Consider the following 14551-nt stretch of genomic DNA (forward strand, 5'->3'; position numbering starts at 1 on the left):
TATGAAGATCATCGCCCTCACGCCCGCCCACGTCGGCCCGGCGGAGATCCGCCGTCGGCAGGCCCGCTACGACTCGTTCAGCTCGACCGACTGCCCGGTGGTCGTCCTCGACCAGCCGGACGAACCGGGCGTACCCCGGTCCTTCGACACCCCGGACCTGATCAGGTCGGCCGACCGGTGCGTGGTGGCCCGCGCCCGGGGTCTCACCCTCGAACCCGGTGACGTGCTGATGCCCGACTGCATCCTGGACACCGCGCTGGAGACCGTTCGGTCCGGGATACCCGGTCACGCCCTGGGCATCCTGGAGATCACGGTCAGCACGCTGACCGGGCTCGGCCTTCGGTTCGGCGCGGTGGCCCGGAACCAGGCGGTGGCCGACGCGCTGACCCGGCGGATCCAGGACTACCACCCGGGGGACCTGTTCGTCGGCACCCGGATCCTGGCACTGCCGACCGAGGCGGTGGCGGATGCCGCGACCTGGGGCGCGGCGTTGCGCCGGCACGTCGACGAGTTGGCCGCGCAGGGCGCCGAGTGCGTGATCAACGGGTGCTCGGCGGTGGACGTCGACAGCCGCGGCATCCCGGTGATCGACCCGGCCCGGCTGGCCGTCCGGATCGTCAGCACGGCCGCAGCCGCCGGGCTGCCGCTGCCCCCGCTGCCGGCCGGCGGCGACCGGGGCGGCCCAGCGGGGGCACCCCGACAACCCGAATCACACAGCAGACACCCGGAGGTAGGGCCATGGGAACGGTAGCCGTATTCGGCGCGGGCGGACTGGTGGGTGCCACGGTGGCCCGGATGATGGCCCTGGCACCGGAGGTGACCCGGCTGCACCTGTTCGACATCAACGAGTCGGCGCTGCGGGTGGAGGCGATGGACGCCGCGATGACGGCGGAGAAGCTGCGCCCGCAGAGCCTGACCGTGCACACCCGTACCGTCGACATGACCAACGTTGAGGCGGTTGCCGAGGCGATCGACCAGGCTGCGCCGGACGTGCTGCTCCAAGCCGCGATCCCGCGCTCCTGGTACAGCTTCCCCCACCGATTCGATCCCGTGACCTGGCGACGGCTCAACCGGGAGGCCCGGATGGGGCCGTGGCTACCGCTGTTCATGCTGCTGCCGATGAAGCTGATGCAGGGCCGCGCCCAGGCCGGTTCCACCGCGCCGGTGGTGCAGATCTCGTACCCGGACGCGGTCAACCCGGCGCTGGCCGCCGCCGGGCTCGCCCCGATCTGCGGGTCGGGCAACTCGGAGAACATCTGCACGGTGATGCGGGTGGTCGCGGCCGAGCACCTGGGGTTGCCGGTGCAGGACGTGTACGTCCGGCTGATCGCCAACCACTTCCATGCCTGGGCGTTGGCCGCCGACGATCCGGAGTTCGCCGAGCGTCCGATGTGGTATCGCATCCTGGTCGGCCCGGACGACGTGACCGAGACGGTGACCACCGACGCGTACTGGGCAGACGTGCGGCAGCGCTATCCGCGGACCCGGCCCGCGTTTGCCGCCACCTCGGCGGTGAAGAACGCCAGCCGGCTGCTCCGCGATGACCTAACACTCAGCCACGTCACCGGGCCGGGCGGCCTGATTGGTGGGGTGGATGCCCGGCTCGGCCGGTCCGGTGTGGAGCTCGTCTGGCCATCGGGGATCAGCGAGGTCGAGGCCCGGCAGCTACTGGCCCGGGCACAGCAGGGTGACGGCATCGAGCGGATTGCCGACGACGGCGCGGTGCACTTCACCGAGGGTTCCGCGCAGGCGATGCGGGAGCTGATGAACTACGACTGCGACGTGCTCCAGCCCGACGAGGTGGAGCAGCGGGCCGAGGAGCTCATGTCCCGGATCCCCCATGACTAAGCACGGGTATCGGCTGGGCGTCGATGTCGGCGGCACCTTCACGGACCTGGTGCTGCACGACGAGGTCACCGGGGCGCAACGGGTGCACAAGGTGTCCAGCACTCCGGACGACCCGTCCCGAGCCATCGTCGAAGGGCTGCACCAGCTCTGCGAGCTGGCCAGGGTCGGCCCGGCCGACATCCGCCTGGTGGTGCACGGCACCACGGTCGCCACGAACATGGTCATCGAGCGCACCGGCGTCCGGGTGGGGATGCTGACCACCGAGGGCTTCCGGGACGTGATGCACATCGGGCGCAAGAAGCGGCCGTACAACTTCTCCCACTCGCAGGACGTGCCGTGGCAACGGCACCCGCTGGTCCGCCGGCGGGACCGGCTGACCGTGCCGGAGCGGGTTACCGCGCCGGCCGGTGCGGTGGAGGTCCCGCTCGACACCGAGGCGGTCCGGGCAGCGGCCCAGCGGTTCCGCGAGGAGGGGGTCGGCGGGGTGGCGGTCTGCTTCCTGTTCAGCTTCCTCAACCCCGAGCACGAGCGGCGGGCCGCCGAGATCCTGCGCGCAGAGCTGCCCGGGACGTTCGTCTCGGCCAGCCACGAGGTGGTCCCGCTGCACCGGGAGTACGAGCGGTTCAGCAGCACCGCGATGAACGTGTACGTCGGTCCGGGCACCTCGCGCTACCTGCGCAACCTGCAGGACTCGCTGGCGACGTACGGGGTGGCGTCCGGGGTGCGGCTGATGACCTCGTCCGGTGGGGTGGTCACCGCGTCGGCCGCCGCTGAACTACCGGTCACCCTGCTGATGTCCGGGCCGGCCGGTGGACTGCTGGCCGGGATCCAGACCGGTGTCGACACCGGGCACCGATCGGTGATCACCCTGGACGTCGGGGGCACCTCGTCGGACATCGGGGTGGCCCCGGACGGCGAGCTGCGGATGAAGCACCTGCTGGACACCCGGATCCGTGACTACCAGGTGATGGTGCCAATGGCCGACATCGAGACGATCGGCGCCGGCGGCGGGAGCATCGCCACGGTCTCCGGGCAGGGCGTGCTGGAGGTGGGGCCGGCGTCGGCCGGCGCGACCCCCGGCCCGGTCTGCTACGGCCGGGGCGGCACCGAGCCGACCGCCTCGGACGCGGCGGCGGTGCTGGGCTGGCTACGGCCGGAGACGTTCTTCGGCGGTCGGCTGCCGCTGCGCGTCGAGGCGGCCCGGGCGGCCGTCAAGGCCAGGATCGCCGATCCGCTCGGGCTCTCCGTGCCGGAGGCAGCGCTGGGCATCCACACCGTGATGACCCACACCATGGCCGCCGCGATCCTGCAACTGTCCGTGCGGCGCGGCCACGACCCGCGCCGGTTCGACCTGGTCGCTCAGGGGGGAGCGGGGCCGCTCTTCGCGTGCAGCGTCGGCGCGGAGGTCGGGGCACGCCGGGTCGTCGTGCCCCCGCACCCGGGCATCGCCTCGGCGCTCGGGTTGCTCAGCACGGACCTGCGCTACGAGTACGCCGCCTCGGTGTGGCAGTCCTCCGGTGCGCTGGACATCGGGCGGCTGGGGACCGTGCTGGCCGGGCTGGCCGACACCGCGACCGCCCGGCTGCGCGCCGACGGGCTGGGCCCGGACGAGACCGACCTGGAGTTCTTCGCCGACTGCCGGTACGCCGGCCAGGGCTATGAGCTGCGGGTGCGCACCATCGGCCCCCGGGTGGACGACAGCTGGGTGGCCGAGACGGTGGGCCGGTTCCACGACCTGCACGAGGCGACGTATCGCAGCCGGTTCGAGCAGACCGAGGTGCAGATCGTCAATATCCGGGTGATCGGGGTGGGCCGGATGCCCCGGCCGCCGCACCTGCGGGTGGCGCCGGCCCCGGCGGGGGCGACGCCCTGGCCGGTTGCGGTGATCAAGAGCTGGTTTCGGTACGACGACCGGCCCCGGCTGTTCGAGACGCCGGTCTACCAGCGGGCCGATCTCGCGCCCGGGATGCGGTTCACCGGCCCGGCCATCGTCGAGCAGCCGGACACCACCACCGTGGTCGAGCCCCGGTTCACCGGGTCGGTGGACGACGCCGGGAACCTCGTGCTGGTCCGAGAGGAGCGGGGATGAGAGCAGCAGGGACGGTCGAGCCGGTCGGCACCTCCCCCGGCCCGTTGACCGAGCGGTTCTGGCGTACCGTCGAGGTGGACCCGGTGACGTTCCGGGTGATCGGGGGCGCGCTGAAGTCGATTGCCGGGGAGATGGCGCAGATCCTCTACCGGATGGCGTACTCCTCGGTGATCCGGGAGTCGGAGGACCTGGGCGCCGGGCTGTTCGACGTGGACGGCCGGGAGTTCTGCGAGAGCGACTCGACGCCGATGCACATCGGCAGCCTGCCGGCGTACATCCGGGGTTGCAACGCGCGCTGGCGGGGCCGGTACGAGCCGGACGACGTGATCGTCCACAACCATCCGTTCTCCGGCTCGTCGCACTCTCCCGACTACGGGGTGCTGGTGCCGATCTTCTGGCAGGGGCAGCACATCGCCTTCGCCGGCTGCACCGGTCACCTGCTCGACGTCGGTGGCGCCGCCCCGGCGATCAGCATCGACGCGATCGACGTTTACGCCGAGGGCCGGCTGCTCGACGCTGTCAAGATCGAGTCTCGTGGGGTCCGCAACGAGGAGCTGTGGCGGCACGTCATGGGCAACGTGCGCACCGGCGAGGCCAACGCCGGTGACGTGGAGGCGATGATCGCCTGCTGCCGGCTCGGGGTGACCCGATTCGGCGAGTTGGTCGACCGGTACGGCATCGACACCGTGATGAGTTCGATCGAGCGCTGGCAGTCGTTGGTGGAGTCCCGGCTGCGGGCGGTCATTGAGGCAGTGCCGGACGGCACGTACCACGCGCCGGACGGCTTCTACGACGACGACGGGCTGAACCATGGCGTACCGGTGCCGCTGCGCACCTCGGTCACGGTCTCCGGTTCGGACATCGTCATCGACCTGACCGGCAGCGCGGACGAGACACCGACGGCCTGCAACTGCCCGTTCGAAGGCAGTGTGCTGCCGACCGCCAACTACGCGGTCCGCACGCTCTTCCTCGACGAGGCGAAGACCGACGAGTTCCTGCCGCAGAACGACGGTATCTTCCGGCCGGTGTCGGTCCGCGCCCCGCGCGGGACGATCTTCAACCCGACCTTCCCCCGGGCCACCTCGGGTCGCTTTCCGCTGATCAACCGGATTCCGGACCAGGTCAACCTGGCACTGGCCCAGGTACTGCCGGAGCTGGTCACCGCCGGCAACTCCGCCTCTGTGCAGGGGGTGGCCTACTCCGGGGTGGACGAGCACACCGGCAACTACTGGGTGCATCTGGAGATCGGTGAGGGGGCGTACGGCGGGCGGTACGGCCGGGACGGCATCGACGCGGTGGACAACCTGATGGCGAACACCCGCAACGCGCCGGTTGAGGAGGTCGAGCTGCGCAGCCCGCTGCGCTGTGAACGGTACGAGCTGCGGGACCATCCGCCGGCACCGGGCCGCTGGCGGGGTGGGGTGGGTAGCGTACGCCGCTGGCGGTTCCTGGTGCCGACCATGCTCGGCGCGAACGGGGACAGCCGTAGCGACGTGCCGCGTGGACTGTTCGGCGGGGCGGACGGGGTCAGCGGCCGTCTGGTTCGCAACGCCGGACGACCCGACGCCGTGGTGCTGTCCAGCCGCTTCTCCGGGCTGCGGTTCGCCGCCGGGGAGACCCTTGACGTGGAGGTGCCCAGCGGCGCCGGGTACGGCGACCCGCTGGAGCGGGACCCGTCGGCCGTGCTCGCCGACGTGCGGGACGGGTTGTATTCCCCGGACGCGGCACGGGAGGCGTTCGGCGTGCTGCTGACCGCTGACGGGTCCATGCTGGATGTCGACGGCACCGCGGGGCTGCGCGGCCGGCGGGTGGCGGAGCCGACCACCGGGCCGGTCGACCGGGTCACCGGGTAGGGCGCCGTGCACACCCGGGAGGCCGCCGAACGCATCGAGGCGTACGCCGAGGTGGGTGCCTTCATCTCGCGCACCGCGGAGGACTCGGCCGGCCCGGTGGTGGCGGTGAAGGACGTGGTGGACGTGGCCGGTCAGGTCACCACGGCCGGGAGCGTGGTGCTGCCGGCGGTCCCGGCCGGTCGGGACGCCCCGGTGGTGGCACGGATCCGGCGCGCCGGTTGCGCGGTGATCGGCAAGACCAACCTGCACGAGTTGGCGTTGGGTCCGACCAGCGAGAACCCGCATTTCGGTGTGGTGCGCAACCCGCACGACCGGAACCGGGTGGCGGGTGGGTCGTCCGGTGGGTCGGCCGCCGCGGTCGCCCTGGGCATGTGCGACTGGGCGGTGGGCAGTGACACCTCGGGGTCGATCCGGATTCCGGCGGCGTTGTGCGGGGTGGTCGGGGTCAAGCCGACCACGGGCACCGTGGACGTGACCGGCACCGTGCCGGTGAGCCACACCCAGGACACCCTGGGCCCGTTGGCCCCCGACGTGGCCACCGCCGTCCGCGCGCTGGAGCTGATGACCGGGGTACGGCTCGCCCCACCGGCGCGCCGGGCGCGGAACCTGCGGCTGGTCGTACCGGACGGCTGGGGCGCGGACCTCGATCCGCCGACCGCCGAGGTGTGGGTGGCGGTGACCGATGGCCTGCCGAGGATCCGGCTGCCCGACCGGGATCGGCTGGTCGCCACGGGCTCGACGATCGTCATGGCGGAGGCCGCCGCGCGGCACGGGCGCTGGGTGAGCGAGGCGCCGGACCGGCTCGGCGCGGACGTGCGGGAGCTCCTGCGGGAAGCCTGCACGGTGCCCCGGGCGCGGTACGTCCGGGCGCTGTTCGAGGCGGGCGTACTGCGCACGGAGCTGGCAGCGGCGTTGAGCGGTTGGGACGCGCTGCTGGTGCCGGCCACCCGGATCGTGGCACCGCTGGTCGGCGCCCCGGTGGCCCGGGGCGAACTGACCGACTACACCCGGCCGTTCAGCGTCACGGGTCACCCGGTGGTGACCCTCCCGGCGCCGTCGACCGGCCTGCCCGTGGGCATCCAGCTCGTCGGGCACCACGGGGGCGATGAGGAGCTGCTTGGGGTAGCCGCCGCGTTGGAACGGGCGTGGCGGTGACAACGTCGAGAAGCGCCGGTCGACACCGATCCAGGCGACGAAATCCCAGCTCATAGCGCCTGGCTACCTGCCATCGCCAGACTCTTTTCGACCGACCGACCGTCCGGTAGATTCCCGCCAGGAAGGCTTGCTCTCCGCAAACCCCCTGACACCCGTTGAGAGTGGAGGCCCACCGTGAAGCGCAGACTTGTCGCGGCGACACTCGCCGTCCTATTGATTGCCGGTTGCTCCGGCCCGACTGGTTCCTCGGGAGGCAGCACCGCTTCCGCCAACGTGCTGACCACCGCGATCGGCTTCGACATCGACACGCTGGACCCGGCCGCCCAGGTGACCACCAATGTGATGCAGCTACTCAAGATGGACGTCGAGACCTTCACCGCCATGAAGCCCGACGGCTCGATCGTGCCGAGCCTGGCCACCGAGTGGACGACCGCACCGGACGGGCTGAGCTGGACGTTCACCCTGCGGGAGGGGGTCAAGTTCCAGGACGGCGAGCCGTTCGACGCCACGGCGGCGAAGTTCAACTTCGACCGGGTGATCAGCCCGAAGACCTTCAAGGCCGCCCCGAACGTGCTCACCGTGATCTCCGGGGTCGAGGTGGTCGATGCCACCCACCTGAAGATCAACCTGAAGAAGCCGTTCGGGCCGCTGCCCGCCGCACTGTCCTTTCCGGTCTCCGGCATGATCTCCCCCAAATCGGCGACCGTCGCGCCGAACACCGTCGAGCAGATCAAGGAGCCGGTCGGCACCGGGCCGTACAAGCTGGCCAACTACACCAAGGGCCAGGACGTCACCTTCGAGCGCAACGCCACCTACTGGGGTGAGAAGCCGGCGTACGCCAAGCAGGTCTTCAAGATCGTGCCGGAGGCGTCCGCCCGGGAGGCGCTGCTGAAGTCCGGCGGGGCCGACGTGCTGGCCGCGCCGCCAGCCAGCAGCCTGCCCGCCCTGGAGCAGGGCAACACCAAGGTGATCTGGGCGGACACCAGCTACGTGATCCAGCTCGTGTTCAACACACAGAGCGCGAGCCAGCCGCTGCTGAAGAAGCCCGAGGTGCGTAGGGCGCTGAACTACGCGGTGGACCGGTCCGCGATCATCAAGAGCGTCCTGTTCGGCGCCGGCAAGGAGATCAACGGCCCGCTGCCGGGCAACGTGTTCGGCTCCTGCCCCATGCCGAAGCCCTACAACTACAACCCCGACGAGGCGAAGAAGCTGCTCAGCGCCGCCGGAGCGGCCGGGATGAAGCTGTCGGTGGTCTCCCCCAACGGTCGCTACGTGCAGGACTACAAGGTCGCCGAGGCCGTGGTCGGGCAACTGCGGGCGGTCGGGCTGGACGTCTCGCTGGCCAACCCGACCGACTGGCCGACCTACCTGTCCCAGCTCTACGTCCCACTGGACAAGGCGAAGAACGAGGCGTCGCTGCTCGGTTGGGGCACCCTCTACGGTGACGCCAGCCAGAGCCTGCTCCAGATGCGCAACGACTACCTGCCGCCGAACGGGCTCAACGCCACCTACTGGGACAACGCGGAGTACACCGCACTGGTGAACAAGGGCAACGAGGCCACCGACCAGAACGAACGCAAGCAGGCGTACTGCGACGCGCAGAAGATCGCCTGGGACGCCGCACCGGTGATCTGGCTCTACCAGCTCCGCAACCCGGTGGTCACCACGGACAAGGTCACCAACGTCAACGGCCTGCCAAACCTGATGTTCGAGACCACCTGGGCCCGACCGGCGTAACACCACCGGTCGGCAGACACCCCGGATAGGGCCGGTCACCGCCACCCGGCGGTGACCGGCCGCATCCGGGCCGGCGAAGGGAACGGGGTACATGCCGAACGACGACCGGCCCGACGGGGTCGACTGGGCACCGGCGAACATCGATCGGAGCTGGGTCAGCGAGGCCGTCCGGCTGGTCGAGGCGGACGCCAACCGCAGCGCCGACACCCACCTGCACGTGCTGCCCCTGCCCGCCGAGTGGGGCATCGACGTCTATCTCAAGGATGAGTCGGTGCACCCCACCGGCTCACTGAAGCACCGGCTGGCCCGGTCACTGTTCAGCCACGCGCTGGTCAACGGCAATCTCCGCGAGGGGATGACCGTCATCGAGGCGTCCAGCGGGTCGACCGCGGTCAGCGAGGCGTACTTCGCCCGGCTGCTCGGGCTGCCGTTCGTCGCCGTCGTGCCGGCGTCGACCAGTCCAGCCAAGCTGGAGCTGATCGAGTTCTACGGTGGATCCTGCCGGCTGGTCGACGACCCGGGCAGCGTCTACGAGGTGTCGCACCGCCTCGCCGAACGGACCGACGGCTACTTCATGGACCAGTTCACCTACGCCGAACGGGCCACCGACTGGCGCGGCAACAACAACATCGCGGAGAGCATCTACGGCCAGATCGCGCGGGAGCGATACCCGGTGCCGGACTGGATCGTGGTCGGTGCGGGCACCGGGGGCACCGCGGCGACCATCGGCCGGTACGCCCGGTTCAAGCGTCATCGCACCGGGCTGTGCGTGGTGGATCCGGAAGGTTCGGCGTACTTCGACGCCTGGTCGACCGGTCGGTGGGAGGTCACGGCGCCAGGTTCCCGGATCGAGGGGATCGGACGGCCCCGGATGGAGGAGTCGTTCCTGCCGAACGTCGTGGACGCGATGATCCGGGTGCCGGATGCGGCAACCGTGGCGGCGATGCGCTGGACCTCGGCCATGATCGGCCGCCGGGTCGGCGGGTCCACCGGCACCAACATGTGGGGCGTGCTGCGGATCGTGGCCGACATGCTGCGCACCGGGCGTACCGGCAGCATCGTGACGCTGATCTGCGACGGCGGCGAGCGGTACGCGGACACCTACTACGCCGACCGGTGGGTCGGCGCCCAGGGGCTGGACCCGGTGCCGTACGCGGCGGCGATCGACGCCCTGGTCACCGGGGGCACCGTCCCGGCCGCCCTGACCACCGGCGGGCGGTGCCGGAAGCCACACCGTGACACTTCTATACCGAACGGTCGGTCGGCTGTTATGCTCGGCCCGCGCCGCGGGTAACACGACCGACCCCGAGGCCTCGCATCGCTGGCGTGGAGCCGGGAGGACGCATGAATCAATCCGAGTACGACACGTTCAGGGATCGGCTGTTCTCGCGGATCTGGCGAGAACTCGATCCACTGGAGACCCAGATCGAGGACGAGGAGCGGCTGCCGCTGGAGACCCTCATCCCGACGCTGCGGGAGATGGGTGCCTTCGGGCTGCTCGTCCCCGAGGAGTACGGCGGCCTCGGCCTGACCATCGAGCAGTACCTGCCGGTCATCGCCGAGTTCGCCAAGGTGCAGGGCGGCATCCGGGTCCTGGTGCACGTGCACAACTCGTTCGCGCACGCGCTGTCCGAGATCGGCAGCCCCGAGCAGCGGGCGGCGATTCTCCCCGGCGCTGCCGACGGCCGGCACTCGATCGCCTTCGCGCTGACCGAACCGGAGCACGGCACCGGCGCCGACCTCGGTTCGACCGCTCACCGCGACGGCGACGAGTACGTCCTCACCGGACGCAAGTGGCTGATCACCAACTCCGACATCGCCTCGCACTTCATCGTCTTCGCCCGCACCTCGGCGACCGAGGTGTCGGCGTTCGTCGTGGAGCGGGACCGGCCCGGATTCACCATCACCCCGCTGCCGGAGACCATGGGCTGCAAGGGCGGCGAGCACGGCGAGTTGGTCTTCGACGGGGTACGCATCCCGGCGGCGAACCGGATCGGCGCCGAGGGCCAGGGCCAGGAGCACCTGGAACGGGCCCTGGAGATCAGCCGGGTGTTCATCGCGGCCAGCTCGCTCGGCACCGCCCAGCGCGCCCTGGACCTGTCGCTGGCGCACGCCCGCCAGCGGGTCACCTTCGGCAAGCCGATCGCCCACCGGCAGGCCGTCCAGCGCTACCTCGCCGAGATGGCTACCGACGTGTACGCGCTGCGCCACATGCTCCTCGACGCCGCCCGCAAGTGGGACGCCGGCCAGCGGATCCCGCTGGAGGCCTCACTGTGCAAGCTGTTCGGGCTGGAGGCGGTCGGCCGGGTCACCGACCGGGCGCTGCTGGTGCACGGCGGCATCGGATACACCCGCCGTACCCCGATCGAACGGCTCTATCGCGACGCCCGGCTGAACTGGCTGGAGGAGGGGCCGCCCACCATCCAGTATCTGGTCGCCGCCCGGGAACTCGTCGCCGGGCACGACTGGGCCGACGCGTTCGCCGGCACCGGCCATGCCTGAGGCGCTGATCGTCGACGCCGTACGGTCCACCTCCGGCCGAGGCAGGCCGGGTGGCCGGCACGCCGACACCCACCCGGTTGATCTGCTCGCCGCAGTGCTCCGCGCGCTGGTCGACCGCAATGGGCTGGACCCGGCGGTGATTGACGACGTGATCGGCGGCTGCGTCACCCAGGCCGGCGAGCAGGCGATGAACGTCACCCGACAGGCCGTGCTGGCCGCCGGCTTCCCGGTGGGCGTGCCAGCGACCACCGTGGACCGGCAGTGCGGGTCGAGCCAGCAGGCGTTGCATTTCGCCGCGCACGCGGTGCAGTCCGGCGCGCAGGACGTGGTGATCGTGGGCGGGGTCGAGTCGATGAGCCGGGCCCCGATGTGGTCCAACTGGCTGGACCGGGACCCGTACGGTGCGGGGGTGGCCCGCCGCTGGCCTGACGGGCTGGTGCCACAGGGCGTCTCGGCCGAACTCGTGGTGGCCGCCGCCGGGCTCACCCGAGCAGACCTCGACGGGTATGCGGTCCGTTCCCAGCAGCGCGCCGCCCAGGCCAGTGCGGCCGGCTGGTTCGACCGGGAACTCGTCCCGGTCAGCCCCGGGACCGAGGCGGGGCCCGGCCGACTGGCGGACGAGACGCTGCGTCCGGACACCACCGTCGAGTCGCTGGCTGGGCTCCGGGCGGCGTTCCACTCCCCGGCGTTGGCTGCCCGGTTCCCCGAGGCCACCTGGCAGGTCACCGCCGGCAACTCGTCGCCGCTGACCGACGGCGCCTCGGCCGCCCTGGTGGTCAGCGGGGCCGCCGCCGACCGGCTGGGCCTGCGTCCCCGGGCCCGGGTGGTGGCCACCGCGGTGCGCGGCGACGATCCCCGGCTGATGCTGACCGCCGTGGTGCCGGCCACCCGACGGGTGCTGGACCGGGCCGACCTCACCCTCGACGACATCGACCGGTACGAGGTGAACGAGGCGTTCGCCTGTGTGCCGCTGTACTGGCAGCGGGAACTCGGTGCTGATCCGGACCGGCTGAACGTGGCCGGTGGGGCGATCGCCCTCGGCCACCCGCTCGGCGCGTCCGGTACCCGCATCCTCGGCACGCTCCTAGGCAACCTCGAACGGGCCGGTGGGCGCTACGGGTTGCAGACCATCTGCGAGGCGGGCGGCATGGCGAACGCGCTGATCATCGAGCGGCTGCCGTAACTGGGCCGCGCCGGAAGAGGAGGATGTGACGTGACGGAGGACCAGTCGGACCAGGCCGGGGCGGGCTCGCCGCCGGGTACGGGGGCGTTGGCCGGGATTCGGGTCGTCGACCTGTCCCGGCAGGCGCCCGGACCGTACTGCTCGATGTTGCTGGCCGACTTCGGCGCGGACGTGGTGCTGGTCGAGCCGCCGGGCGGGTCCACCCGGGGCCGGGAGACCAACAGCTATTGGGAACTGGAACGCGACCCGGAGGTCAGCGGGTACGCGGCCCTGCGCCGCAACAAGCGCAGCATCAGCCTGGACCTCAAGGACCCGGCCGAGCGGGAGATCATGGACCGGTTGGTCGACCGGGCGGACGTGCTGATCGAGGGGTTCCGCCCGGGGGTGGCCGAGCGGCTCGGGGTCGACGCGCGGCGGTGCCGCGAACGCAACCCGGGGCTGGTGTACTGCTCGATCACCGGGTACGGGCAGGACGGTCCGCTGGCCCAGGCCGCCGGGCACGACCTCAACTACCTCGCGCTCAGCGGGATGCTTGAGACGATGGCCGACCCGACCGGGCGTCCGGTGCCGCCGCTGAACCTGCTCGCCGACTTCGCCGGGGGCGGGCTGATGGCGGCGTACGCGATCATGGTTGCGCTGCTGCACCGGGAGCGGACTGGGGTCGGGCAGGAGATCGATCTGGCCATGCTGGACGGCGCCTTCTCGCTGCTCAGCCATGCCGCCAGCCTGCACTTCGCCCGGGGCGCCGACCTACAGGCCCGGCGGTTCTTCCTCAGCGGGCAACTGCCGCAGTACGACAGCTACCGCAGCGCCGACGGCTCCTGGTATGCCGTCGGCGCGCTGGAGCCGTGGTTCTACGAGCGACTGCTGCAGCTCACCGGCCGGCCCGACCTGGGCAACGGCCACGCCGAGCCGGAACTGGTGGACCACGTCCGCCGGCACCTCGAAGCGTGGTTCGCCGCGCGGACCGCTGCGGAGGTCGACGCGGTGCTCGGCGACGCCGACGTGTGTGTGACCCGGGTGCGGTCCTTCGCCGAGGGGATGGCGCTGGCCGAGCGGCGCGGCGTGCTGGTCCGGACCCCCGACGGCGTGTCGCAGATCGGGGTGGCTGCCCGGCTGTCGGCCACCCCGGGGTCGGTGCGGTCCCGTCCGCCCTCGATCGATGAACACCGGGCCGAGATCGTCGCGGAACTGAGTACCCGACTACCCGGCGTGGCCCGGCGGCGGGTTAGATGACCACCGTCGGGGAGGGGGCCGGCTCGATACGATCGAGCCGGCTCAGGTACGGGAAAAACCATTACTTCAGCCGCCGACAGCATGTCGGACGCTGAATCGGAGGTCGAGCTGTGTCACGAGTGGCGGGAACGCGTTCCGAGGAGACCCGGAAGAAGCCGGGTCCGGCGGCGGGCGCACGGCCGGAGGGTACCGGGCGTACGGCCCGTAAGGGTGGCGGCGCCGCGGCGGGAGCGCCGGCCGTGACCATCGACTCCACCTGGGAGCGCATCCTGCGCACCTCGGCCGAGTTGTTCGCCCGCAACGGGTACCATGCGACCGGCATCGCGGAGCTCTCCGCCGAGCTGGAGTTGAGCCGGGGCGCGCTCTACCACTACATCGACGGCAAGCAGTCCCTGCTGTTCGAGATCAGCCGGACCCAGGTCCAGCGACTCAACAAGCTGGCCAACGAGATCGCCGAACGGGACGTCTCGGCCCGCACCCGGCTGCGGGAGCTGGCACGGTCCCTGCTGCGCAACATCAGCGACCACCGGGCCGAGTGGACCGTCTTCTTCACCGACTTCGGCGCGCTGACCGGCGAACGGCGAGCGGAGATCTACGCGGCCCGCGACGAGTACGAGTCGTACTGGCGGCGGGTGGTCGAGGACGGTGTCCGTGGCGGTGAGTTCCGGGAGGCCGGCCCGATCATGGTCAAGGGCCTGCTGGGCATGTTCAACTACACCTACCTGTGGATGAGCCCGGACGGCGAACTCACCGCCGAGCAGGTAGCCGACTCGTTCCTGGACATGGTGCTGAGCGGCCTGGACCGCACGCCGACGACCGACGAGCCGGAGCCCGGGGTGGCACGCACGATCGCCCCGGCGGCCCGATCCAGGCGGGCCCAGCCAGCCGGCTGAGTCCCGTCGTCGCACCCGCCTGACCTGCCCGGTCTTTCGTGGTGTTCGACCTCGT

10 protein-coding genes and 1 pseudogene are annotated in these 14551 nt (G+C 71.3%); all 11 read left to right on the plus strand.

The genetic code is table 11. From position 1 onward, the window contains the following. Position 1 precedes the first annotated feature (1 nt). The 11 genes and pseudogenes from A6A27_RS18470 to A6A27_RS18520 all read left to right on the plus strand — a co-directional run bounded on the left by A6A27_RS18470 (position 2) and on the right by A6A27_RS18520 (position 14496). Positions 2-751 (plus strand): aspartate/glutamate racemase family protein, encoded by a 750-nt coding sequence (locus A6A27_RS18470; RefSeq protein WP_073835869.1) that lies wholly within the window; start codon positions 2-4, stop codon positions 749-751. Next, on the plus strand, positions 739-1848 hold the full coding sequence (locus tag A6A27_RS18475; RefSeq protein ID WP_143194066.1) for a hypothetical protein: 1110 nt from the start codon (positions 739-741) through the stop codon (positions 1846-1848). The genes A6A27_RS18470 and A6A27_RS18475 overlap by 13 nt, the downstream gene beginning before the upstream one ends. Next, on the plus strand, positions 1841-3937 hold the full coding sequence (locus tag A6A27_RS18480; RefSeq protein WP_073835871.1) for a hydantoinase/oxoprolinase family protein: 2097 nt from the start codon (positions 1841-1843) through the stop codon (positions 3935-3937). The genes A6A27_RS18475 and A6A27_RS18480 overlap by 8 nt, the downstream gene beginning before the upstream one ends. Then, entirely contained in the window at positions 3934-5790 is a 1857-nt protein-coding gene (locus A6A27_RS18485) for a hydantoinase B/oxoprolinase family protein (protein WP_073835872.1), read from the plus strand. Before A6A27_RS18480 ends, A6A27_RS18485 begins: the two co-directional genes overlap by 4 nt. A 6-nt stretch (positions 5791-5796) precedes the next feature. After that, positions 5797-6945 (plus strand): amidase, encoded by a 1149-nt coding sequence (locus tag A6A27_RS18490; protein ID WP_073835873.1) that lies wholly within the window; start codon positions 5797-5799, stop codon positions 6943-6945. A 174-nt stretch (positions 6946-7119) separates the two neighbouring features. Beyond that, the gene (locus A6A27_RS18495; protein ID WP_073835874.1) at positions 7120-8682 is read left to right on the plus strand and encodes an ABC transporter substrate-binding protein; all 1563 of its coding nucleotides are present in this window, start codon (positions 7120-7122) and stop codon (positions 8680-8682) included. Positions 8683-8773: 91 nt separating this feature from the next. Further along, a pseudogene (locus A6A27_RS18500) lies at positions 8774-9880 on the plus strand (PLP-dependent cysteine synthase family protein); the annotation flags it as partial. Positions 9881-10026: 146 nt separating this feature from the next. After that, the gene (locus A6A27_RS18505; RefSeq protein ID WP_073835875.1) at positions 10027-11184 is read left to right on the plus strand and encodes an acyl-CoA dehydrogenase family protein; all 1158 of its coding nucleotides are present in this window, start codon (positions 10027-10029) and stop codon (positions 11182-11184) included. Beyond that, positions 11177-12367 carry a thiolase family protein gene (locus tag A6A27_RS18510; protein WP_073835876.1) on the plus strand — a complete coding sequence of 397 codons (1191 nt, stop codon included), beginning with the start codon at positions 11177-11179 and terminating at the stop codon, positions 12365-12367. The genes A6A27_RS18505 and A6A27_RS18510 overlap by 8 nt, the downstream gene beginning before the upstream one ends. A 30-nt stretch (positions 12368-12397) precedes the next feature. Further along, the gene (locus A6A27_RS18515; protein WP_073835877.1) at positions 12398-13603 is read left to right on the plus strand and encodes a CaiB/BaiF CoA transferase family protein; all 1206 of its coding nucleotides are present in this window, start codon (positions 12398-12400) and stop codon (positions 13601-13603) included. A 239-nt stretch (positions 13604-13842) separates the two neighbouring features. After that, positions 13843-14496, plus strand: coding sequence for a TetR/AcrR family transcriptional regulator (locus tag A6A27_RS18520; protein WP_073835878.1), 654 nt, complete (start codon positions 13843-13845; stop codon positions 14494-14496). The last annotated feature ends 55 nt before the right edge of the window (positions 14497-14551 follow it).

The sequence above is a fragment of the Micromonospora sp. CB01531 genome (assembly GCF_001905095.1).
Lineage (GTDB): Bacteria > Actinomycetota > Actinomycetes > Mycobacteriales > Micromonosporaceae > Micromonospora.

What these genes read in the sequence shown, in the direction of transcription:
- A6A27_RS18470 (WP_073835869.1), top strand. Translation starts at nt 2, where the DNA reads ATGAAGATCATCGCCCTCACGCCCGCCCACGTCGGCCCGGCGGAGATC.
- A6A27_RS18475 (WP_143194066.1), top strand. Translation starts at nt 739, where the DNA reads ATGGGAACGGTAGCCGTATTCGGCGCGGGCGGACTGGTGGGTGCCACG.
- A6A27_RS18480 (WP_073835871.1), top strand. Translation starts at nt 1,841, where the DNA reads ATGACTAAGCACGGGTATCGGCTGGGCGTCGATGTCGGCGGCACCTTC.
- A6A27_RS18485 (WP_073835872.1), top strand. Translation starts at nt 3,934, where the DNA reads ATGAGAGCAGCAGGGACGGTCGAGCCGGTCGGCACCTCCCCCGGCCCG.
- A6A27_RS18505 (WP_073835875.1), top strand. Translation starts at nt 10,027, where the DNA reads ATGAATCAATCCGAGTACGACACGTTCAGGGATCGGCTGTTCTCGCGG.
- A6A27_RS18510 (WP_073835876.1), top strand. Translation starts at nt 11,177, where the DNA reads ATGCCTGAGGCGCTGATCGTCGACGCCGTACGGTCCACCTCCGGCCGA.